This is a genomic window from Saccharomonospora iraqiensis subsp. paurometabolica YIM 90007, from assembly GCF_000231035.2.
Taxonomy (GTDB): domain Bacteria; phylum Actinomycetota; class Actinomycetes; order Mycobacteriales; family Pseudonocardiaceae; genus Saccharomonospora; species Saccharomonospora paurometabolica.
This window is the reverse complement of sequence record NZ_KI912228.1, coordinates 89,878-108,557: the sequence shown is the minus strand read 5'-3', so window position 1 is coordinate 108,557 and position 18,680 is coordinate 89,878. Positions and strand designations below refer to the sequence as shown.

Annotated in this window: 24 protein-coding genes; 15 read left to right on the top strand and 9 right to left on the bottom strand. The window is 72.4% G+C overall.

Annotated elements, in window-relative coordinates; translation table 11 throughout:
* Positions 1-143: 143 nt before the first annotated feature.
* Genes SACPADRAFT_RS0210225 through SACPADRAFT_RS0210200 form a run of 6 tightly spaced genes read right to left on the bottom strand, consistent with a single transcriptional unit; the run spans position 144 to position 5,097 of the window.
* Positions 144-809 carry a DUF6084 family protein gene (locus SACPADRAFT_RS0210225; RefSeq protein WP_007024151.1) on the bottom strand — a complete coding sequence of 222 codons (666 nt, stop codon included), beginning with the start codon at positions 807-809 and terminating at the stop codon, positions 144-146.
* A complete protein-coding gene (locus tag SACPADRAFT_RS26780; RefSeq protein WP_007024152.1) occupies positions 806-985 on the bottom strand; it encodes a hypothetical protein in 180 nt (59 codons plus the stop codon). The genes SACPADRAFT_RS0210225 and SACPADRAFT_RS26780 overlap by 4 nt, the downstream gene beginning before the upstream one ends.
* Positions 982-1,728: a DUF5947 family protein gene (locus SACPADRAFT_RS26775; RefSeq protein ID WP_051442431.1), complete on the bottom strand. Its 747-nt coding sequence runs from the start codon at positions 1,726-1,728 to the stop codon at positions 982-984. The genes SACPADRAFT_RS26780 and SACPADRAFT_RS26775 overlap by 4 nt, the downstream gene beginning before the upstream one ends.
* A gap of 5 nt (positions 1,729-1,733) precedes the next feature.
* Complete coding sequence (locus tag SACPADRAFT_RS0210210; protein WP_007024154.1) at positions 1,734-2,198, bottom strand: hypothetical protein; 465 nt, start codon at positions 2,196-2,198, stop codon at positions 1,734-1,736.
* Positions 2,199-2,206: 8 nt separating this feature from the next.
* Positions 2,207-4,009 carry a nickel-dependent hydrogenase large subunit gene (locus SACPADRAFT_RS0210205; protein ID WP_007024155.1) on the bottom strand — a complete coding sequence of 601 codons (1,803 nt, stop codon included), beginning with the start codon at positions 4,007-4,009 and terminating at the stop codon, positions 2,207-2,209.
* 32 nt (positions 4,010-4,041) lie between these two features.
* On the bottom strand, positions 4,042-5,097 hold the full coding sequence (locus SACPADRAFT_RS0210200) for an NADH-quinone oxidoreductase subunit B family protein (protein ID WP_028662375.1): 1,056 nt from the start codon (positions 5,095-5,097) through the stop codon (positions 4,042-4,044).
* A 257-nt stretch (positions 5,098-5,354) separates the two neighbouring features.
* Here SACPADRAFT_RS0210200 and SACPADRAFT_RS0210195 point away from each other — a divergent pair, with 257 nt between their 5' ends.
* From SACPADRAFT_RS0210195 to hypB, 10 genes are all read left to right on the top strand, one after another.
* Positions 5,355-5,975, top strand: a complete 621-nt coding sequence (locus SACPADRAFT_RS0210195; RefSeq protein WP_007024157.1) for a D-sedoheptulose-7-phosphate isomerase — start codon at positions 5,355-5,357, stop codon at positions 5,973-5,975.
* Positions 5,972-6,286 (top strand): HypC/HybG/HupF family hydrogenase formation chaperone, encoded by a 315-nt coding sequence (locus SACPADRAFT_RS0210190; protein ID WP_007024158.1) that lies wholly within the window; start codon positions 5,972-5,974, stop codon positions 6,284-6,286. The genes SACPADRAFT_RS0210195 and SACPADRAFT_RS0210190 overlap by 4 nt, the downstream gene beginning before the upstream one ends.
* Positions 6,283-6,933 (top strand): D-sedoheptulose-7-phosphate isomerase, encoded by a 651-nt coding sequence (locus tag SACPADRAFT_RS0210185; RefSeq protein ID WP_007024159.1) that lies wholly within the window; start codon positions 6,283-6,285, stop codon positions 6,931-6,933. Before SACPADRAFT_RS0210190 ends, SACPADRAFT_RS0210185 begins: the two co-directional genes overlap by 4 nt.
* Positions 6,930-8,297 (top strand): hypothetical protein, encoded by a 1,368-nt coding sequence (locus SACPADRAFT_RS0210180; RefSeq protein WP_007024160.1) that lies wholly within the window; start codon positions 6,930-6,932, stop codon positions 8,295-8,297. The genes SACPADRAFT_RS0210185 and SACPADRAFT_RS0210180 overlap by 4 nt, the downstream gene beginning before the upstream one ends.
* Entirely contained in the window at positions 8,294-8,815 is a 522-nt protein-coding gene (locus SACPADRAFT_RS0210175; RefSeq protein ID WP_007024161.1) for a hydrogenase maturation protease, read from the top strand. The genes SACPADRAFT_RS0210180 and SACPADRAFT_RS0210175 overlap by 4 nt, the downstream gene beginning before the upstream one ends.
* Positions 8,793-9,065 (top strand): HypC/HybG/HupF family hydrogenase formation chaperone, encoded by a 273-nt coding sequence (locus SACPADRAFT_RS0210170; RefSeq protein WP_007024162.1) that lies wholly within the window; start codon positions 8,793-8,795, stop codon positions 9,063-9,065. The genes SACPADRAFT_RS0210175 and SACPADRAFT_RS0210170 overlap by 23 nt, the downstream gene beginning before the upstream one ends.
* A gap of 11 nt (positions 9,066-9,076) precedes the next feature.
* Entirely contained in the window at positions 9,077-10,267 is a 1,191-nt protein-coding gene (gene hypD, locus SACPADRAFT_RS0210165; protein WP_007024163.1) for a hydrogenase formation protein HypD, read from the top strand.
* Positions 10,264-11,334, top strand: a complete 1,071-nt coding sequence (gene hypE, locus SACPADRAFT_RS0210160; protein WP_007024164.1) for a hydrogenase expression/formation protein HypE — start codon at positions 10,264-10,266, stop codon at positions 11,332-11,334. Before hypD ends, hypE begins: the two co-directional genes overlap by 4 nt.
* A gap of 74 nt (positions 11,335-11,408) precedes the next feature.
* Positions 11,409-11,762: a hydrogenase maturation nickel metallochaperone HypA/HybF gene (locus SACPADRAFT_RS0210155; protein ID WP_007024165.1), complete on the top strand. Its 354-nt coding sequence runs from the start codon at positions 11,409-11,411 to the stop codon at positions 11,760-11,762.
* Positions 11,740-12,537, top strand: coding sequence for a hydrogenase nickel incorporation protein HypB (gene hypB / locus SACPADRAFT_RS0210150; RefSeq protein WP_007024166.1), 798 nt, complete (start codon positions 11,740-11,742; stop codon positions 12,535-12,537). The genes SACPADRAFT_RS0210155 and hypB overlap by 23 nt, the downstream gene beginning before the upstream one ends.
* Here the strand turns inward: hypB and SACPADRAFT_RS26770 are convergent.
* The 3 genes from SACPADRAFT_RS26770 to SACPADRAFT_RS0210135 form a co-directional block, all read right to left on the bottom strand.
* Positions 12,435-13,388: a DMT family transporter gene (locus SACPADRAFT_RS26770; RefSeq protein ID WP_007024167.1), complete on the bottom strand. Its 954-nt coding sequence runs from the start codon at positions 13,386-13,388 to the stop codon at positions 12,435-12,437. The two genes, hypB and SACPADRAFT_RS26770, sit on opposite strands and share 103 nt — an antisense overlap.
* Positions 13,389-13,407: 19 nt before the next feature.
* Positions 13,408-15,753 carry a carbamoyltransferase HypF gene (gene hypF, locus SACPADRAFT_RS0210140; RefSeq protein WP_007024168.1) on the bottom strand — a complete coding sequence of 782 codons (2,346 nt, stop codon included), beginning with the start codon at positions 15,751-15,753 and terminating at the stop codon, positions 13,408-13,410.
* A gap of 168 nt (positions 15,754-15,921) precedes the next feature.
* On the bottom strand, positions 15,922-16,560 hold the full coding sequence (locus SACPADRAFT_RS0210135) for a GNAT family N-acetyltransferase (protein ID WP_040924184.1): 639 nt from the start codon (positions 16,558-16,560) through the stop codon (positions 15,922-15,924).
* 240 nt (positions 16,561-16,800) lie between these two features.
* Here SACPADRAFT_RS0210135 and SACPADRAFT_RS0210130 point away from each other — a divergent pair, with 240 nt between their 5' ends.
* The 5 genes from SACPADRAFT_RS0210130 to SACPADRAFT_RS33840 form a co-directional block, all read left to right on the top strand.
* Positions 16,801-17,280, top strand: a complete 480-nt coding sequence (locus SACPADRAFT_RS0210130; RefSeq protein ID WP_007024170.1) for an Asp23/Gls24 family envelope stress response protein — start codon at positions 16,801-16,803, stop codon at positions 17,278-17,280.
* Positions 17,277-17,627 (top strand): hypothetical protein, encoded by a 351-nt coding sequence (locus SACPADRAFT_RS0210125; RefSeq protein WP_007024171.1) that lies wholly within the window; start codon positions 17,277-17,279, stop codon positions 17,625-17,627. Before SACPADRAFT_RS0210130 ends, SACPADRAFT_RS0210125 begins: the two co-directional genes overlap by 4 nt.
* A gap of 10 nt (positions 17,628-17,637) precedes the next feature.
* On the top strand, positions 17,638-17,820 hold the full coding sequence (locus tag SACPADRAFT_RS0210120) for a DUF2273 domain-containing protein (RefSeq protein WP_007024172.1): 183 nt from the start codon (positions 17,638-17,640) through the stop codon (positions 17,818-17,820).
* On the top strand, positions 17,817-18,305 hold the full coding sequence (locus SACPADRAFT_RS0210115) for an Asp23/Gls24 family envelope stress response protein (RefSeq protein WP_007024173.1): 489 nt from the start codon (positions 17,817-17,819) through the stop codon (positions 18,303-18,305). The genes SACPADRAFT_RS0210120 and SACPADRAFT_RS0210115 overlap by 4 nt, the downstream gene beginning before the upstream one ends.
* 18 nt (positions 18,306-18,323) lie before the next feature.
* Positions 18,324-18,680 (top strand): hypothetical protein (locus tag SACPADRAFT_RS33840; RefSeq protein ID WP_007024174.1); only part of this gene is annotated, 357 nt, incomplete at its 3' end.

Genomic DNA, 18,680 nt, shown 5'->3' with positions numbered 1-18,680 from the left:
CGAGCGCGCCCGCCGCGACGCGGCGGGCCACCCGGCCCGCGGGTGAACCGGATCGCTCCCGGGTCGTCCGCGGGCCCACGGGCCGCTCCACCGTCACGCGCTGTCGTTGCTTGCTGCCCATCACCGTTCTCCCGTCTCGGTCCTCACGTGCCGTACTTGGTCAGCAGTTCCTCGATCGCGGCCTGCGGCGAGGGGCACGCCTGGCGCACGCGGTAGTCGTGCAGCCGGTCGTGGGTCTCCCGGTCGAGCCGCAGCCAGCGGTGTCCGCCGAAGTACCGCTCGCGCAACTCGTGCCACCGTGCGGCGGGCATCCGGTGGTGCGCCTCGCTGTCCGCGGGCAACTGCGCGGTGGCCAGCCGCCCGTCGCGGGCGTGGAAGACCGTCCCGCCGAACAGCAGCCGCAGCGGCACGTCCCCGTCCAGGACCGCGTGCAGGTAGCTCGCCGACGCCAGGTCGAGATCCTGACCGCAGGGCACCGGGACGTCCACGGTGGTGCCGCCGGCGAAGCCGGGCACCACCACCGTCGGCCGGGCCCACACCAGGTCGCCGAGGCTGTCGGCCCACTGTCCGTCCGTACCGAACACGGCACGCAGCCGCCCGCGGGTGTCCGGGTCGTAGTCGCGCAGCGCGGCGGCGATGCGCACGGACACCGACAACACGAGGCAGTGCACCCGCACGGGCCCGTCCGCCCCCGGCGCCGTGCCGATCTCCACCGACAACCGCAGCGTGGGCACCGTCGCCATCGGTTCCGCCGTCACCCCGGCGACGCGCCAGGTGAACGACGGCGCCACACCCGTCCCCGCGCTCACGGTGGCGAGAGGTTCGGCATACCGGGCAGGATCGGGTCCTTCGTCGCGGGACGGATCCCGGTGGACCGCGCCGCGGTCGAGGTCCCGTCCGGCAGGTGCCCCGGTTGCTTCTCGTAGTGCCCGGTGCTGTTGCCTTCCCGCACACCCCGGGTGTGCGAGGGGAGGTCGGTGCTCACGTCCGGCCTGCCGACCCGGATCCGCGCCGGGCGCCGGCCCGTAAACCGGTGAAGAACTCCTCGATTCCCTGCCATACCTCGTCACCTCCTGTCATTCCGCTCCACTGGTGTCGTACCCGTGCGGTGAGCCGGTAACAGTCGTCCACCCCGACGAGCCAGTGTTCGTCCCGGCCCCGGTGCGTCAGCAGCGCCACCACCTCGGTGTCCAACAGCTCCGCCAGGTCCGGGTTGGCCTCCTCGACCCGCCGCCACGCCGGTTCGTCCACGGTCGCGCCGACGACGCCGAGCGGACTCGGGTAGTGCGCGGTCACGAACGGCTCCGCCCGGTCGCCGGTGGGCTCGTGCCGGACGAAGAACGCCAGCCGGACCGGGACACCGAGACCGGCCCACACCACGTCGTCCATCCGCAGCTCCGGCAGGGGTCTGCGCAGGTGCGGGACCGTCCGGTAGCGCCCGCCGGCCGCCTCCTTCCGGTCGAACAGCAGCCCGCACGCACGGCACGCGCACGAGATCCGCTGCCCGGTCACCTCCAGCAGGTGCGGGTGCTCCTCCGGCAGCGGTTCACTGCACAGGTCGCAGTGGTGTTCGGCGGCGTCGGCCGCCCCGCCCGGCGCCCCTGCCGGGCCGGTGGACCGCGTGTGCGCCCACGACGCCGCGGCCCGGCCGAACAGCTCGTGCCGCGCCAGTCCGCGTAACCCGGTACCGGGCCGGTTCCGGCCTCCCGCGGTGCGTACCCCGGTCACCGGGCTCACCGGGCCCGGACCGCGGTCAGCGGGACGAACGCGGGCTCGGACCGGTGATCGATGCGCACCTCGGTGACCTCGGGCGCGACCGCCCGCACGAGGTCGGTGACCGTGCCCGCGGCCTCGTCGGAGCCGTCCGTCACGGTCACCGAGGCGACCCCGTCGGCCAGCCCGTCCAGCTCCGCCCGGATGTCCGGTGCGGCGTCGGCGAGCACCGCCCGGATCCGGGTCCCGGGGTCGTGCGGGTGCAGGTCGTGCGCCAGCAGCAGGTGCCCCACCAGCGGGTCGTCCGCCAGCGCGGCGACGACGGTGTCGTCGGCGGCCCGCACGATCCGTTCGAGCGCCTCGCCGTACACGTCGGCCAGGGTCTGCACGGTGGCGCCGGCGGCCTCATCGGCGCGGTCGGCGAGACCGGCCAGCAGTTCCTCGAGCGTCGACAGGCGCTCGGCGAGTTCGTCCTCGTCCCACATCGGACCGCTCACTGTCCCGGGTGGGCCGCGCCGAACGTCGGCGAGGCGATCTTGTCGAGGGTCTTGCCCTCGCCGAGGTACATGTGCACCCCGCACGGCAGGCACGGGTCGAAGCTGCGCACCGTGCGCATGATGTCGATGCCCTTGAAGTCCTCCCGACCGTTCTCCTCGAAGATCGGCTGGCCCTGCACGGCGTCCTCGTACGGGCCGGGGGTGCCGTAGCTGTCCCGGGGGCTGGCGTTCCACGGTGTCGGCGGGTACGGGTGGTAGTTCGCGATCTTGCCGTCGCGCACCACGAGGTGGTGCGACAGCACCCCGCGCACGGCCTCGTGGAACCCGACGCCGACGGCCTCGTCCGGCACCTCGAAGTCGGTGAACACCTTCGTGTTGCCGGAGCGCACCTCCGCCAGGGCCTTCTCGACGAAGTGCAGCGCCATACCCGCGGCGTAGGCGACGAAGTACATCCGTGCCCGGTCGCGTTCGAGGGTGTTGGCGTACTTCGGCGGACGCCACTCGAACCGCATCTCCTTGGTCTGCGGGGTGGCGGGCAGGTCGATGCGCACCGCACCGCCGGTGGCCTTGACGTACGGGGTGTCGACCAGCCCGTTCAGCGCGGTCGCCCACAGCCGGGCCAGCGGGCCGCCGCCGGTGTCCAGCGCGAGGTGCTCCTGACTGCCCGGGTCGAACCAGCGGGGGCTCATCACCCAGCTGTAGTTGCCGTTCTCCAGGTCGCGGCCCTGCGGTGCGGGCAGGGTGGTCTGGTTCCACGGGTGCCGCTTGTCCACCGGGTTGCCCAGCGGGTCGCGGTCGACGAACGTCTGCTCGTTCGTCCAGTCGTCGTAGTAGGAGCTGCCGAGCAGGATGCGCATGCCGAGGTTGATGTCGACCAGGTTGTTGGTCAGCAGCTCGCCGTCGACGACGATGCCCGGGCTGACGAACATGTCCTTGCCCCAGGAGCCCATGTTCTCGTAGCGGTAGTCCACGCTGTACGGATCCTGGAAGCACCCCCAGCAGCCGAGCAGGATCCGGCGCCTGCCGACCTCCTCGTAGCCGGGCAGGGCGTCGTAGAAGAAGTCGAACACGTCGTCGTTCATCGCCACGGCCTGCTTGATGAAGTCCAGGCAGCGCATCAGCCGGGAGAGATAGTCGGTGAACACCTGCGGGGTGGCCACCGTGCCGACGCCGCCGGGGTAGAGCGTGGACGGGTGGACGTGCCTGCCCTCCATCAGGCAGCACATCTCCCGCGTGATGCGGGAGACCTCCAGCGCCTTCTTGTAGACCTCGCCCTCGAACGGGTTGAACGCCCGCATGATATCGGCGATCGTGCGGTGCCCGTGCAGGTCGCCGCGCGGTGCGTCGGTGGTCTCGGCACGCTTGAGCAGGCCCGGGTTCGTCTCGGCGACCATGCGCTCGCAGAAGTCGACGAAGACCATGTTGTCCTGGAAGATCGTGTGATCGAACATGAACTCGGCGGCCTCGCCGAGGTTGATGATCCAGTCGGCCAACGGGGGCGGCTTCACGCCGTAGGCCATGTTCTGGGCGTAGATCGAGCACACCGCGTGGTTGTCGCCGCAGATGCCGCAGATGCGGCTGGTGATGAAGTGCGAGTCGCGCGGGTCCTTGCCCTTCATGAACACGCTGTAGCCGCGGAACAGCGACGAGGTGCTCTTGCACTCGGCGACCTCGTTGTTCGCGAAGTCGACCTTGGTGTATATGCCGAGGTTGCCGATGATGCGGGTGATCGGGTCGAAGTTGACCTCGACCAGCTCCCGCTGGGTGGCGGCGCTGACCTCGGACTGGGTCTGTGCCATCGTGTGTCGCTCCTGCGTGGTGGTGTCGGGAATCAGACGGATTCGGGGTAGCGGGGCTGGTACCCGCTGGTGAGCTTCGGGCCGGGGTGGCGCCACTTCGGTTCGGTGTTCGCGCTGCGGTTGGTGATGCTCCGCATCCGGCGCACGAACGGCCCGTAGACCGACAACAGCGCCGACGAGAACGACCCGCCCGGTGGTTCGTCCATGAACGGCATGAACTTGTCCGGGAACCCGGGCATGGTGCAGCCGATGCAGATGCCGCCGACGTTGGGGCAGCCGCCGACGCCGTCCATCCAGCCGCGCTTGGTCACGTTGCAGTTGACCACCGGGCCCCAGCAGCCGATCTTGACCTGGCACTTCGGGGAGTTGTAGTCGTAGGCGAAGTCGGCCTGCTCGTAGTAGCCGGCGCGGTCGCACCCCTCGTGGACCGTCTTGCCGAACAGCCACGTCGGCCGCAGTTGCTCGTCCAGCGGGATCGTCGGGGCCAGCCCCGCCGCCTGGTGCAGCACCCAGAGCAGCGTCTCCATGAAGTTGTCCGGCTGCACCGGACACCCGGGGACATTGATCACCGGGAGTCCCCCGGCGGACCGGAAATCGTCACCGAGATAGTCGACGAGCCCCATGCACCCCGTCGGGTTTCCCGCCATCGCGTGAATTCCGCCGTAGGTCGCGCACGTCCCGATGGCGACGACCGCCCACGCTTTCGGGGCGAGTTCGTCGATCCACTTGTTGAGGGTCTTCGGTTTCCCGGTCTCGGGGTCGTTTCCCATGGCCGTCCAGAAACCGTCCCCGTCGTGGATGTTCTCGTTCGGGATCGACCCCTCGACGACGAAGACGAACGGCGCGTCGAGCTCGCCCTGCGCCGCCGCGCGGAACGGCGCGAGGAAGTCGTCCCCGGTCTCGTAGGCGAGCACCTTGTTGTGCAGGTGCACCTTGGGGATGCCGGGCACGGCCCGCAGCACCACGTCCTCGATGCTGGGCAGCGACGCCGCGGTGACCGACACCGTGTCGCCGTCGCAACTCATTCCTTCCGACGTCCACAGAATGTGGATCTCGTCGACTCCGGTTCCGGTCGCCTCTGTGCTCATGGGACACAGCATGCAACCCTGTGCGGCCGGACGCAGTCCTGCGTACACGCTCGGAGCACCGTTGTTTGGACCGCTCCCCGGCAGGGTATTCAACCCGGTTTTCCTATTTCCGCGACCGCGTCGGACGCCATTTTCGCCAATTTGTGCCCGGCGGCCGGAACGTCGTAGCGTGAGGTGATCGCGACAACACGTCGTCGACACCGATCGATTCCCGATCATTTTCCGGATCTTTCGACGAGCAGGAAACGGGACGGCCAGTGCAGCAACGTCAGTACTTCGAACAGCGCGTCGACGACGCGTTCGGGGCCAGGCGGGCGCCGTTGGAGGCGCTGCTGGCCGAGGCCGGGCCGGTGGCGCGGGCCTGTCACGCCATGGCCGCGCGCTTCCACACCGGCGGCAAGCTGATCGTGTTCGGCAACGGCGGGGAGTCGACCGACGCACAGCATCTCTCCGTGGAGTTCGTCCACCCCGTGATCGTGGGCAAGCGCGCGCTGCCCGCCATCTCGCTGACCGCCGACGTCGCCACGCTCACCGGGATCGCGGCGCGGGAGGGCTTCGCCGAGGTGTTCGCCCACCAGCTGCGGTACCTGGCCGTGGGCGACGACATCGCGCTCGGCCTGTCCGTCGACGGCGGGTGCGCCAACGTGCTGCGCGGACTGGAACAGGCACACGAGGCTGGGCTGCTCACGGTCGCGCTCGTGGGCGGCGACGGCGGGGCCCTCGCCGCGAGCCCGGCCGTGGACCACCTGCTGCGCGCCACGTCGGACGACCCCCGCGTGATCAAGGAGGTGCACGTGACGATGTATCACGTCCTGTGGGAGCTGGTGCACGTCTTCTTCGAGCACCCGGGCGTGCTCACCCCGGAGGCCGCACGGTGAGCGCGGAGCAGGTCCGGCCACCGGGCACCGGAGCCGACGACGACCCCGCCGCGCACCGCGCGGCCGACGGGCACCGCGCGGACGACGACCGCATGGCCGACGAACACTGCGCATCCGACGGGCACTGCGTGACCTGTTCCGACGCCGCCGTCACCGTGCGCGTCGTACGGGTGCTGGACCGCGGCATGGCGCGGGTGGACACCGGCGCCGGTGAGGAGGAGATCAGCGTCGCGCTGGTGCCCGCCGAATCGGTCGTGCCCGGTGCCGAGCTGCTGGTGCACGCGGGCGAGGCGATCGGGGTGCCGCGATGACCGACGCGATGAGCGAGCTCTACCCGTTCCTCTACGCCGACCGGGACGGCGCCGACGTGGACGCCGTCCTGGACGAGGTGCGTGCCTCCACGGTGGCCAAGGCGCGCGAGATCATGGAGCTGCGCGGACGGGTCCACCGGGAACAGCGGCGGGAACTGGCCGAGGCCGGGGCGGCGATGGCCGCCCGGTTCGCGCGCGGGGGCAGGCTGTTCTCCTTCGGCAACGGCGGCAGCTCGACCGACGCCCAGGACCTCGCCACGCAGTTCATGAACCCGCCGCGGGGCACGCCCCCGCTGCCCGCGTTCGCGCTGACCGCGGAGACGGCGGTGGTGACCGCGCTGTCCAACGATGTCGGCTTCGACGTCGTGTTCTCCCGTCAGCTCGCCGCGTTCGGCCGCGCCGACGACATCGCCGTGGGCCTGTCCACCAGCGGCAACTCGGCGAACCTGTTGTCGGCGTTCGACCAGGCACGGCGCGTCGGCATGCTCACGGTCGGCATCACCGGCGACAGCGGCGGCCGGATGGCCGAACAGGCAGGCGTCGACCACCTGTTCGTGGTGCCGTCCAGTTCGGTGCACCGCATCCAGGAGGCCCAGACCACGATTTACCACGTCCTCGCCGACCTGGCGGCGGAGGGACGGCGATGAGCGGGAACGCGAGGGACGCGCGGACGACCGACGGACCGTTCTCCGGCGTCGAGGCGACCGTGCGCGCGGTCGCCGACGCCGTGCTCTACGAGGGCTACCTGCTCTACCCGTACCGGGCCAGTGCCACGAAGAACCGGGCCCGCTGGCAGTTCGGCGTCCTGGTGCCGCCGTCGTACGCGGCCACCGGCACCGGGGAGCACTCGTTCTGCCGCACCGAGTGCCTGGCCGAGGTCGACCCGGTGTCCACCCTGCGGGTGTGCGTGCGGTTCCTCCAGTCGCAGCGGCGCACCGTGGAGGTGCCCACCGACCCCGGCGCGGACACGCCGGACGGCCACCGGGAGGTGGACGCGCTCGTCGTCGGGGAGGACGAGATCCTGCCGTGGGACGAGGCGGTGGAGCGCGAGCACGAGGTGCTGCTGCCGATGGCCGAACTGCCGGAGTCCGGCGAGTACGTCGAACCGGTCGTCGTCCGCGGCGGAGAGTGGATCACGAGCGTGGACGGCGGCCGGGTGGTGCGCCGCACGCAGCCGTTGACGGCCGAACTGCGGTGCCGCGCCGAACGCCTCCCCGGCCTGGTGCGGGTGCACGTGACCGTGGCCAACACCACCGACGTGGACTGTTCCTCGGCCACCCGGGACGAGGCGGTGCGGCACTCGCTGATCGCGGCGCACACCGTGCTGTCGGTCCAGGGTGGACGTCTTCTCTCCCAGCTCGACCCGCCCGCCTGGGCCGCGTCGCACGCGGCCGCCTGCGTCAACGAACACACCTGGCCGGTGCTGGTCGGCGGCCCCGGGCGGGAGGACACGATGCTGTCCTCGGCGATCATCCTCTACGACCACCCCAAGGTGGACCCGGCGAGTCAGGGCGACTTCTTCGACGCCTGCGAGATCGACGAGATGCTCACGCTGCGGACGATGACGCTGACCGACGGGGAGAAGCGCGAGGCCCGCGCCACCGACGAGCGTGCCCGGCGCATCCTCGACCGGGTCGAGGACCTGCCGGAACAGCCGCGGGAGGCCATGCACGGCCGGGTCCGGGTGGTGCACGTCGGCGGTCGGGAGATCGGCACCGGCAGCCGGGTCGTGCTCCGCCCCCGCTCCGGCGGGGACGCGCAGGACATGTTCGTCGCCGGGTGCGGCGCCACCGTGCGCGACGTGCTGGAGGACGTGGACGGCACGCTGTTCCTCGCGGTCACGGTGGACGGTGACCCCGCCGAGGAGTGGCAGCTGGCCCAGGGCCGGTTCCGGTACTTCACCACCGACGAGGTCGAACCGGCCGCGGACGCCACCACGGACGACACCGCGGACGGGCGCACGTCCGGCGGCGACGGCGCGGGGCACGCCGGGAACGGGGCGGTGCCGTGACGGGGCGGGTGCTGGTCGCCGGGATCGGGAACGTCTTCCTCGGGGACGACGGGTTCGGCGTGGAGGTGGTCTCCCGGCTGCCCCGGGAGGACCTGCCGCCGGAGGTCGACGTGGGCGACTACGGCATCGCCGGGATGCACCTGGCCTACGACCTGCTCGACGGCGACTACCACACCACGATCTTCGTCGACGCGCTCGGCCGGGACGGCATTCCCGGGACGCTGTCCGTGCTCGACGCGACCGCGGCCGGCGACGGGTCCGGGCCCGGACCGGACGTCGCCACCGTCCCGGACGCGCACGGCATGGACCCGGCCTCGGTGCTGGCACTGCTGCGGACGTTGGGCGGCACCCCGGGCCGGGTGCTCGTCGTGGGCTGCGAGCCGCAGGACGTGACGGAGGGGATCGGGCTCTCCGAGCCCGTGGAAGCGGCAGTGGAGGACGCGGTGTGGCGGGTGGTCGAACTCGTCGACATCGCCGTGGAGAGAGGTGGTGCCGATGTGTCTCGGCATTCCGGGTGAGATCGTCGAGATCCTCCCGGACCGTCCCGACCTGGCGCGGGTCAACGTCAGCGGTGTGCGCCGGGCGATCAACGTGGGGCTGCTGGAGGCCGACCCACCCCGCCCGGGCGACTGGGTTCTCATCCACGTCGGTTTCGCACTGTCCAAAATCGACGAGGAGGAGGCCGCGGCGGTGTCGCGCTATCTCGAAGAGCTCGGGCAGGCCTACACCGACGAGATCGACGCACTGAGTCAATCGATGATCGAGTGAGGGCGGCGAGGATGCGATTTGTCGATGAGTACCGCGACGCGGACACCGCGCGGGCGCTGGGCGCCCGGATCGCCGAACTGTGCGAACCGGGCCGCGAATACCAGTTCATGGAGGTGTGCGGCGGGCACACGCACACGATCTACAAGCACGGCATCGCCGACCACCTGCCCGAGCAGGTGTCGCTGGTGCACGGACCGGGCTGCCCGGTGTGCGTCATCCCGATGGGCCGGGTCGACGACGCCATCCACATCGCCTCCCGCCCGGACGTCATCATGACCTCGTTCGGCGACATGATGCGGGTTCCGGGCAGCGACAACACCTTCTTCGACTCGAACGCCGAGGGCACCGACATCCGCATGGTGTACTCGCCGCTCGACTCGCTGAAGATCGCGCGGCAGAACCCGGACAAGCACGTGGTGTTCATGGCGATCGGGTTCGAGACCACGGCCCCGTCGACGGCGATGACCCTGCTGCGCGCCGAGGAGGAGGGCCTGGACAACTTCTCCGTGTTCTGCAACCACGTCACCATCGTCCCCGGCATCAAGGCGATCCTGGACTCCCCCGACCTGCGGCTGGACGGCTTTCTCGGGCCGGGGCACGTCTCCACGGTGATCGGCTGCCGACCGTACGAGTTCATCCCCGCCGAGTACGGCAAGCCGCTCGTGGTCGCCGGGTTCGAACCGCTGGACCTGCTGCAGTCGGTGCACCAGCTGATGCTCCAGCTCGCCGAGGGCCGCTGCGCGGTGGAGAACCAGTACTCCCGGGTCGTGCCGTGGCAGGGCAACCCGGTGGCCCTGGAGGCGATCAACCGCACGATGCGGCTGCGGCCGTACTTCGAGTGGCGCGGGCTGGGCTTCATCTCGCACTCGGCGATGCGGTTGCGGGACGAATACGCCCGGTTCGACGCCGAGCGGATCTTCGACCTGCCCGGCGTGCGGGTGGCCGACCCGAAGGCGTGCCAGTGCGGCGAGGTGCTCAAGGGCGTGCTGAAGCCGTGGGAGTGCAAGGTGTTCGGCACCGCCTGCACCCCGGAGACGCCGATCGGCACCTGCATGGTCTCGCCGGAGGGCGCCTGCGCGGCCTACTACAACTTCGGCCGGTTCACCCGGGAGCGCATCCGGGGTGCCACGGCACCGCCGGCCACGACGCCGACCACGACCACGGCGAGCACGACCACGGCGACCACGGGGGGCCGGGGATGAGGACCGAGGACGAGGTACTGGACCGCATCGACAAGGCCCGCAGGCGCAGGCCGAAGATGCGGGAGGAACGGATCACCGCCGCGCACGGCGCCGGCGGCAAGGCGAGCCAGACGCTGGTCGAGGCGGTTTTCCTGGACTCCTTCCGCAACGCCATGCTGGAACCGCTCGGCGACGCCGCCGACGTGGTGCTCGGCGGCACCCGGCTGGCGATGACGACGGACTCGTTCGTGGTGTCGCCGCTGTTCTTCCCCGGCGGCGACATCGGCGACCTCGCGGTGAACGGCACGGTCAACGACCTCGCCGTCTCCGGCGCCACCCCGGGCTACCTCTCCTGCGGGTTCATCCTGGAGGAGGGATTCCCGGTCGCGGACCTGCGCCGGATCGTCGAGTCGATGACCCGGGCCGCCCGGGCGGCGAACGTGCAGCTCGTCACCGGGGACACCAAGGTGGTCGGCAAGGGCAGCGGCGACGGCTGCTACATCAACACCACCGGCGTCGGTTTCCTCCCGCCCGACCGTGCTCTCGGCATCCACACCGCGCGCCCCGGCGACGCGGTGCTCGTCTCCGGGCCGGTCGGCGACCACGGCATCACGGTGCTGCTGGCCCGCGGCGAACTGGACATCGAGCCCGACCGGCTGACCTCCGACACCGCGCCGGTGCACGGGCTGTGTGCCCGGCTGCTGGAGGTGCCCGGTGTGCGGGCGATGCGGGACGCGACGCGGGGCGGGGTGGCCACGGTGCTCAACGAGGTCGCCCGCGCGGCCGACGTGTCGGTCGTGCTGGACGAGGGTGCGGTCCCGGTGCGCGACGAGGTGCGCGGCGCCTGCGAACTGCTCGGCATCGACCCGCTGTACGTGGCCTGCGAGGGCCGGTTCGTCGCGGTGGTCGCCGACGCCTACGCCGAGGCGGCCGTCGCCGCGCTGCGGGCCGACCCGCTCGGGGCGGAGGCGAGGGTGATCGGCCGGATCGGGGCGGACCCACCGGGCACGGTGCTGCTCAACACGGCCTTCGGCGGCACCCGGATCGCCGACCTGCTCGTCGGCGATCCGCTGCCGCGCATCTGCTGAGCACACCCGGGCCGGACCCGGCCCGGCAGGACGGACAGGACCGGACACGGACAACGAACGGGGGTGCGGCGGCGATGCACGAGTTGTCGATCGCGCAGAGCGTGGTCGGGGCCGTTGTGGACCACACGGGCGGTGCCCGCGTGCTGTCCGTGCGGCTGGAGATCGGTGCGTTGTCCGGGGTGGAGGTGGACGCGCTCCGCTTCTGCTTCGACCTCGCCGCCCGGGACACGGCGGTCGACGGCGCGGAGCTGGTCGTCGAGCGGGTGGCCGGCCGCGGACGCTGCCGCGCGTGCGCGGCGGAGGCGGATCTCGACTCGTTCCTCGCCCGCTGCCCGTGCGGCAGCCCCGACGTCGAGGTGACCGCCGGGGAACAACTACGGATACGGGACGTGGAGGTGGCACGCGATGTGCGGAACGTGCGGGTGTGACGGGGCCGTACCGGCGACCGGGTCCGACGGGGGCTCGGTCCCGGACCCCGGCCCGGGTCTGCGCGAGACGGTGGAGGTCGAGCGGGACGTGCTGGCCCGCAACGACGCCCTGGCCGCGGCCAACCGGGACTGGCTGGCCGAGCGGGCGATCCGGGCGGTCAACGTGATGAGCGCCCCGGGCTCGGGCAAGACGACCCTGCTCGCGGCCACGGTCGGCGCGCTGGCCGGGGAGGTGCCGCTGGCGGTCGTGGAAGGGGACCAGGCGGGTTCGCTGGACGCCGACCGGCTGCGTGAGGCGGGGTGCCGCACCGTGCAGGTGAACACCGGGTCCGGGTGCCACCTGGACGCCGACATGGTCGCCCGTGCCCTGCGGGAACTGGACCCTCCGCGGGGTGCGGTGGTGTTCGTCGAGAACGTCGGCAACCTGGTGTGCCCGGCGCTGTTCGACCTGGGGCAGTGGGAGCGGGTGGTGCTCGCCTCGACGACCGAGGGCGAGGACAAGCCGCTGAAGTATCCCCAGATGTTCCGCGCGGCCGACGTCGTGGTGCTGACCAAACTGGACCTCGTGCCGTACCTGGACTTCGACACCGACCACTTCGCCCGGCACCTGCGGCGGGTGAACCCGGACGCGACCCTGCTGCCGGTCTCGGCACTGTCCGGGACCGGCCTCGGTCAGTGGCTCGACCGGCTGCGCCCGGGTCCGGGGTCGTCGGTGCCGGGATCGGGCGGGTCGGAACCGGGGGTGTCGGAACCGGGGGTGTCGCTCTCCTCGTAGGCGCCCGCCGCGCCGTGCAGGGAGGGTGCGCGGGTCAGCAGGAACGTGCAACAGGTCAGCAGGACGAAGCCGGCGAGCTGGGCCACGATCCAGCCGCCGGCCCGCACCTCCTCCCCGAACACGGCGATCCCCCAGCCGATGCCGACGACCGGGTTGGCCAGGATCAGGCCCGGTTGCGAGGCGACGAGACTGCCCGCCCGGAGTGTGATCTGCAGCAGGACGAACGCGGCGGGTCCGGCCACCGGCACCGCCCACGTCTGCCACGCGCCGAGCACGGCGACGACACCGCCGGAGAACGTGCCGGTGACCCCGGCCACCAGCACGGCGAGGAACCCGAACGACATGCCGGAGGCCACGCCGAGGTAGGCCGCGCGGACGGCGTACCGGTGCCTGCGGGCCACCAGGACCAGCGCGACGAGCACGGCGACCGTGACCACGCAGCCGAGCAGCCAGGTCGGGCCGGTCACCGCGCGGGAACTGCCGCCGGTCGGGCGCAGCCCCACCAGCAGCAACACGATTCCGGTGTTCATGCCCAGCACCGTGGTCCACTCCCGGCGGTGCAGCCGCGCGTGCAGCAGGAAGTTCGACAACACGAGCACGAACCCCAGTTCGGCCGCGAGGATCGGCTGCACCATCGAGATCGGCCCGGTGCTCAGCGCGGCGACCTGGAGCGCGAACCCGGCGAGCATGAACCCGGCGCCCGCCAGCCAGGGCGGCTGGTGCGCCAGGTCCCACACCATGCGCACCGACAGCGACTGCTCGCCCGGTTCCCGGCGGGCACCCTTGCGCTGCAGGACGGAGGCCAGCGCGTTCGCCAGCGCCGCCGCCACCGCGAGGACGACGGTCAGCACGGCGTGCTCCGTCCCCGGTTCAGGACCGGCGGGCGGCGCGGTCGAGCGCCCCGGCGACGGCCGCCTGCCCGAGGCTGATGCCGCCGTCGTTGCACGGCACGCGGGTGTGGGTGAGCACGGTCAACCCCTTCCGGTCGAGTGCCTCCACGGTACGGTCGAGCAGCAACCGATTCTGGAACACCCCGCCGGACAGCGCCACCGTGGACACCCCCGTCACCCCGGCCAGTTCCCCGCACGTCGCCGCGATCAGCGCCGCGACGGTGTTGTGGAACCGCGCGGCGACCACGGCGAGGTCACCGCCGCGGGCCCGGTCGTCCAGCACGGCCCGCAGGAGGGCGGTTCCGTCCAGGGTGCGGGCTCCGCCCGCGGTGCTATCCGCGCGGGCGCCGCCCGCGGTCGGTGGGCCGAGCGTCGGGAGGGGGTAGCCGCCGCGGTGTGTCGGATCGGCGCGCTGCTCCAGCTCGATCGCGGCCTGCCCCTCGTAGGTGACGGTGTCGCGGACGTCGAGCACTGCCGCGACCGCGTCGAACAACCGGCCCGCGCTGGAGGTCTCCGGGGTGTGCGGGCCCGGTGTCGCGGCCAGGGACCGGACCTGCGGCCAGAGCCGGTCGTGTCGACGGCGCAGCGGCAACGCGCGGAGCTCGTCGTCGCCGACGTCGCGCAGGTGCGCCGCGGCCATCCGCCACGGGTGCCGGATCGCGGCGGCCCCGCCGGGCATCGGCACCGGGGCCAGGTGTGCCAGTCGCTCGAACCCGGTCAGCGTGGCCAGCAGGAACTCACCGCCCCACACCGTGCCGTCGGTGCCGTACCCGGTGCCGTCGAAGGCGACCCCGAGCACCGGACCGTCGACGCCGTTGTCGGCCAGGCACGCCGCGAGGTGCGCGTGGTGGTGCTGGACCCCGACCGGTTCGACGTCGTCCCGCTCCCGCGCGTACTTCGTGGACAGGTAGTCCGGGTGCAGGTCGTGGGCGACGACGGCCGGGGTGATGTCGAACAGCCTGCCGAGATGCTCGATCGCCGCGGTGAACGCGCGCAGCGTCTCGTGATTCTCCAGGTCGCCGAGGTGCGGCGAACACACCGCCCGCCGCCCGTGCGCGAGGCACACCGTGTTCTTCTGCTCGGCGCCGCAGGCGAGCACGGGCCGGGGGAAGCCCGGCTCGTGCCGGATCGGTTCCGGCGCGTAGCCCCGCGCGCGGCGCACCGGCAGCGCGCGGCCGGCCCACGGCCGCACCACCGAGTCGTCGGTGCGCACGTGGATGGGCCGGTCGTGGGTGAGGAACGCGTCGGCGATGCCGGACAGGCGCGCGAGGGCGTCGTCGTCGGTGAACGCGAGGGGTTCGTCGGAGACGTTGCCGCTGGTCAGCACCAGCGGTGCGGCGACGGCGTCCAGCAGCAGGTGGTGCAGCGGGGTGTAGGGCAGCATCAGGCCGAGTTCCCGGTTGCCGGGCGCGACGGATTCGGCGACGGCGGGGGCGGCGGTGGGGTCCCCACGGGGGTCGGTGCCGCGCTCCAGCAGGACGACGGGGGCCTGCCTGCCGGCGAGCAGGCGTTCGGCGAGGTCGTCGACGTGGCACAGCGCGCGGGCGGTGTCCAGGGTGGGCACCATGACCGCGAACGGCTTGTCCGCGCGGTGTTTGCGGGAGCGCAGTGCCGCGGTGGCCTTCTCGTCGGTGGCGTCGGTGGCGAGGTGGTATCCGCCGATCCCCTTGACCGCGACGACCGCCCCGGCGCGGAGCAGCTCGGCGGTGTGCCGGACCGGGTCGCCGCCGAGGGGACGCCCGGCCGCGTCGACCAGCCGCAGCCGGGGTCCGCACGCGGGACAGCACACGGGTTGTGCGTGGAACCGCCGGTCGGCCGGGTCGTGGTACTCGGCCGCGCACGCGGCGCACAGGGTGAATCCGGCCATCGTAGTGTTCGGCCGGTCGTAGGGGACGTCCCGCACGATGCTGAACCGGGGGCCGCAGTCGGTGCAGTTCAGGAACGGGTACCGGTAGCGCCGGTCGGCGGGGTCGAACAGTTCGGACAGACACGCCGCGCAGGTGGCCGCGTCGGCGGAGACGGGGGTCCGGCGGGGACCGTCCCCGGAACTGGGCACGATCCGGAACCCGGCCCCGCCGCGGACGGGGTGCTCGGTGACCGTGACCCGCTCGACCGCGGCGAGCGCGGGGGCGTCCGTCTCCAGCGCCTTGAGCAGCCCGGTCACCGCCTCCCGCGGCCCCTCGGCGGCCAGGAATACCCCGTCGGTGTCGTTGCCGACGTGTCCGCTCACCCCGAACCGCTCGGCCAGCGCGTACACGAAGGGACGGAACCCGACCCCCTGCACGATCCCCTCGACCCGCGCCTCGACCCGCACGGACGGCCCCACGGCGCCCTCACCCCGCGGCGCCGCGGTCGCGCCCGCCGGACCCACCGCGGCGGGTATCCGGACGGGCGCGCACCCGGGCGCTGACCCGACGTTCGCACGACACCACCCGCTGTTACCCGGGCGGTGGCACGGCGAAACCAGGCCGCACCGCCCCGGCACCGTCCCCGGTCACGGAGCCGTGGCGGACCATTCGTGGTCCAGCATCGCGTACACGCTCGTGTCCTCCCAGGCTCCGGTGACCCAGATGTCGGCCCGGTGCAGGGCCTCGTGCCGCATCCCCAGGCGCTCGCACAGCCGGGCCGAGGCCGTGTTGTCCGGATGCATCCGGGCCACCACGCGGTGCGCACCGACCTCGGTGAAGGCGTACTCCAGCAGCTCCCGGGCGGCCTCGGTCGCGTAGCCCCGGCCGCCGATGTGCGGAGCGAAGATCCAGCCGATCTCGAGTGTGGCCGCCCCGGCCGAGTGCACCTGCAGGTGCACCTCCCCGACCGGATCGGTGCGGGTCGCCGTGCCGTCCGCCGCGCCGTCCTCCGCAGTGCCGTCCCGCGGCACCACCGCGAGGCGCACCCCGTCGCCGTCCCCGGCGATCCGGGTGCCTCCCGCGTGGGCCGGGAGACGCCGGACGACCTCCTCGTGGGTCAGCGGCTCGTGCGGCAGGTACCGGCACACGTCCGCCCGGGACAGATACCCGTACACGGCGTCGGCGTCGGCCACCGACACCGGCCGCAGCAGCAGACGTCCGGTGGCCAGGGTGCCCACCTCCCGGGGCCGCAGGGCGGGCCCACCGCCGGTGCTCTCGTCCGCCACCCGTTCTCCCCCTTCGTCCCGCCGGCCGGTCCGGGTGATCGTTCCCTGCCGGCCGGTCCGTGTCGACCGTTTTCCGCCCACGGCCCCGTCGCCGGCCGCCCGCGTCACCGCAAGGCGTGAACACGGGGCGCGGTTGACTCCCGGCGCAGGGGGTATGTCGCAGTCACGAAACGTCTCGCACAACGCTCGCGGGCCTCCCGCGCCGCGGGCGCACAGATCTTTCACAGGAGTGGTGCGGCAATGTCTCAGCCTGGCCAGGGTTCCTCGGGCTCCTCGGGTTCCTCGTCGTCCTCGGGTCGCGAACGCGGTGGGTCCGGCGGCGACCCGCTGTCCACCGACCAGGGCAAGATCAGCGTCGCCCAGGGCGTCGTCTCCAAGATCGCCGGTGTCTCGTGCCGCGAGGTCAGCGGCGTCCATGCGATGGGCACCTCCGGCGGGCGCGCGGTCGGCGCGCTGCGCGAACGGATTCCGGGCAGTTCCGGGCCGAGCGTGTCCCAGGGTGTCGCCGTCGAAGTCGGTGAGAGCCAGGCGGCCATCGACCTGGACATCGTCGTCGAGTACGGGGTGTCCATCGCCGACCTCGGCAAGAGCGTCCAGCGCAACGTCAAGCAGTCGGTCGAGCGGATGACCGGCCTCGAGGTGACCGAGGTCAACGTCAGCGTGGACGACGTCTACCTGCCGTCCGACGACAGCCAGGAATCGCAGTCGAGGGTGTCGTGACCGGAACCAGCGCGCCGCCGGTGGTCGACGGGGTCGACGTCGACCGCGTCGCCGAGGTGGTGCGGTCCTGCCCGGGGGTCGCCGACCTGGTGGGCGGGGACGTGCTGCCCGCCATCGGCCCGGTCACGACGTATCTGCCCGGCAGGCGCCTCGGCGGGGTGCGCGTCGAGCCCGACCGGGTGACCGTGCAGGTGACCGGCGACTGGACCGTCGCCCTGCCGGCCCTCGCCAGGCAGGTCCGGAGCGCACTCGCACCGCTGGTCGGTGACCGCCGGGTCGATGTCGTCGTGGCCGATCTGGTCGACCTGCCCGATACGGCCGGATCGGGCGATCCGAACCGAACGTGAAGGTGGAGACATGTCACGGACCACCCAGGGGCTCCTCGTCGGGCTCGTCCTCGGCCTGGCACTGGCCTTCGGCAACTTCGGCCAGATGCTCATCGTCGCGCTGCTGGCGATCGTCGGGCTGGTCGTCGGCAAGGTCCTGGACGGCGACATCGACCTGACCGAGTACTTCTCCGGGCGGGGTCAGGGCCGATGACCGACGCCGTGGCCGGACCCACCGGAGCCTCCCGGCCGGCGGGGCCGGGCGGAGGAGAGGACGAGCCGACCGCACCGACGGAACGGATCGGCGGTGCGCACCCGGGCCGGACCGAGTTCGGCCGGGTGGACATCGACGACGACGTCGTCGCCCGGATCGCGGCCGAGGCCGCCTCGGAGGTCGCCGACGCGGGATCGGCCGCGTCCGGGATGCTCGGCCGCACGCTCGCGCAGACCCCCACCCCGGGGGTGCGCCGCAGCAGCCTGGCCGAGCCACCGAAGGTCTCGGCCGAGGTCGACGGCGCGCTCGTGCGCCTCGACGTGGTGCTCGGCGTCCGCTGGGGCGCGTCGGTGCCCGCCGTCGTCACCGGGGTCCGGGAGCGGGTCGGCGCCCGGGTCGCGGAACTGACCGGCCTCACGGTCACCGACATCGACGTCGAGGTCGTCGAGTTGATCTCGCCCGAGCGTCCGCCCCGGACGCGCTGACCGCGGAGGAGGTCGACCATGAGATTCGTCAACCGGCTGCTGGCGACGCTGCTCAGCCTCGCGTTGATCGCCGGAGGTCTGCTGCTGATCATCGAGGTGGTCGCCGCGGGATTCGGCGTCGGTCCGGTGCTGTGGGACTGGCAGGCGCTGGTGCGCTGGGCGGAGACGACCTCCTGGAGCGACGTGCTCGTGCAGGTGATCGCCGTGATCTGCCTGGTGGCCGGGCTGCTGTTGCTGATCGCGGAGCTGAAGCGGCCCCGCGTCCGCCGTCTGCGGGCGCGGCCGGTCACCGGCTCCTCCGACGCGCGTCCCGTCGACGCCGCCTACACCCGCCGGGGCGTGGCCACGGCGGTGCGCTCCGCGGTGACCGGGGTG

Excerpts from the sequence above, each read along its gene's own strand:
- SACPADRAFT_RS0210210 (WP_007024154.1), bottom strand. The coding sequence starts at position 2,198 with ATGTGGGACGAGGACGAACTCGCCGAGCGCCTGTCGACGCTCGAGGAA.
- SACPADRAFT_RS0210205 (WP_007024155.1), bottom strand. The coding sequence starts at position 4,009 with ATGGCACAGACCCAGTCCGAGGTCAGCGCCGCCACCCAGCGGGAGCTG.
- SACPADRAFT_RS0210200 (WP_028662375.1), bottom strand. The coding sequence starts at position 5,097 with ATGAGCACAGAGGCGACCGGAACCGGAGTCGACGAGATCCACATTCTG.
- SACPADRAFT_RS0210185 (WP_007024159.1), top strand. The coding sequence starts at position 6,283 with ATGACCGACGCGATGAGCGAGCTCTACCCGTTCCTCTACGCCGACCGG.
- SACPADRAFT_RS0210180 (WP_007024160.1), top strand. The coding sequence starts at position 6,930 with ATGAGCGGGAACGCGAGGGACGCGCGGACGACCGACGGACCGTTCTCC.
- SACPADRAFT_RS0210170 (WP_007024162.1), top strand. The coding sequence starts at position 8,793 with ATGTGTCTCGGCATTCCGGGTGAGATCGTCGAGATCCTCCCGGACCGT.
- hypD (WP_007024163.1), top strand. The coding sequence starts at position 9,077 with ATGCGATTTGTCGATGAGTACCGCGACGCGGACACCGCGCGGGCGCTG.
- hypE (WP_007024164.1), top strand. The coding sequence starts at position 10,264 with ATGAGGACCGAGGACGAGGTACTGGACCGCATCGACAAGGCCCGCAGG.
- SACPADRAFT_RS0210155 (WP_007024165.1), top strand. The coding sequence starts at position 11,409 with ATGCACGAGTTGTCGATCGCGCAGAGCGTGGTCGGGGCCGTTGTGGAC.
- hypB (WP_007024166.1), top strand. The coding sequence starts at position 11,740 with ATGTGCGGAACGTGCGGGTGTGACGGGGCCGTACCGGCGACCGGGTCC.
- SACPADRAFT_RS0210130 (WP_007024170.1), top strand. The coding sequence starts at position 16,801 with ATGTCTCAGCCTGGCCAGGGTTCCTCGGGCTCCTCGGGTTCCTCGTCG.
- SACPADRAFT_RS0210120 (WP_007024172.1), top strand. The coding sequence starts at position 17,638 with ATGTCACGGACCACCCAGGGGCTCCTCGTCGGGCTCGTCCTCGGCCTG.
- SACPADRAFT_RS0210115 (WP_007024173.1), top strand. The coding sequence starts at position 17,817 with ATGACCGACGCCGTGGCCGGACCCACCGGAGCCTCCCGGCCGGCGGGG.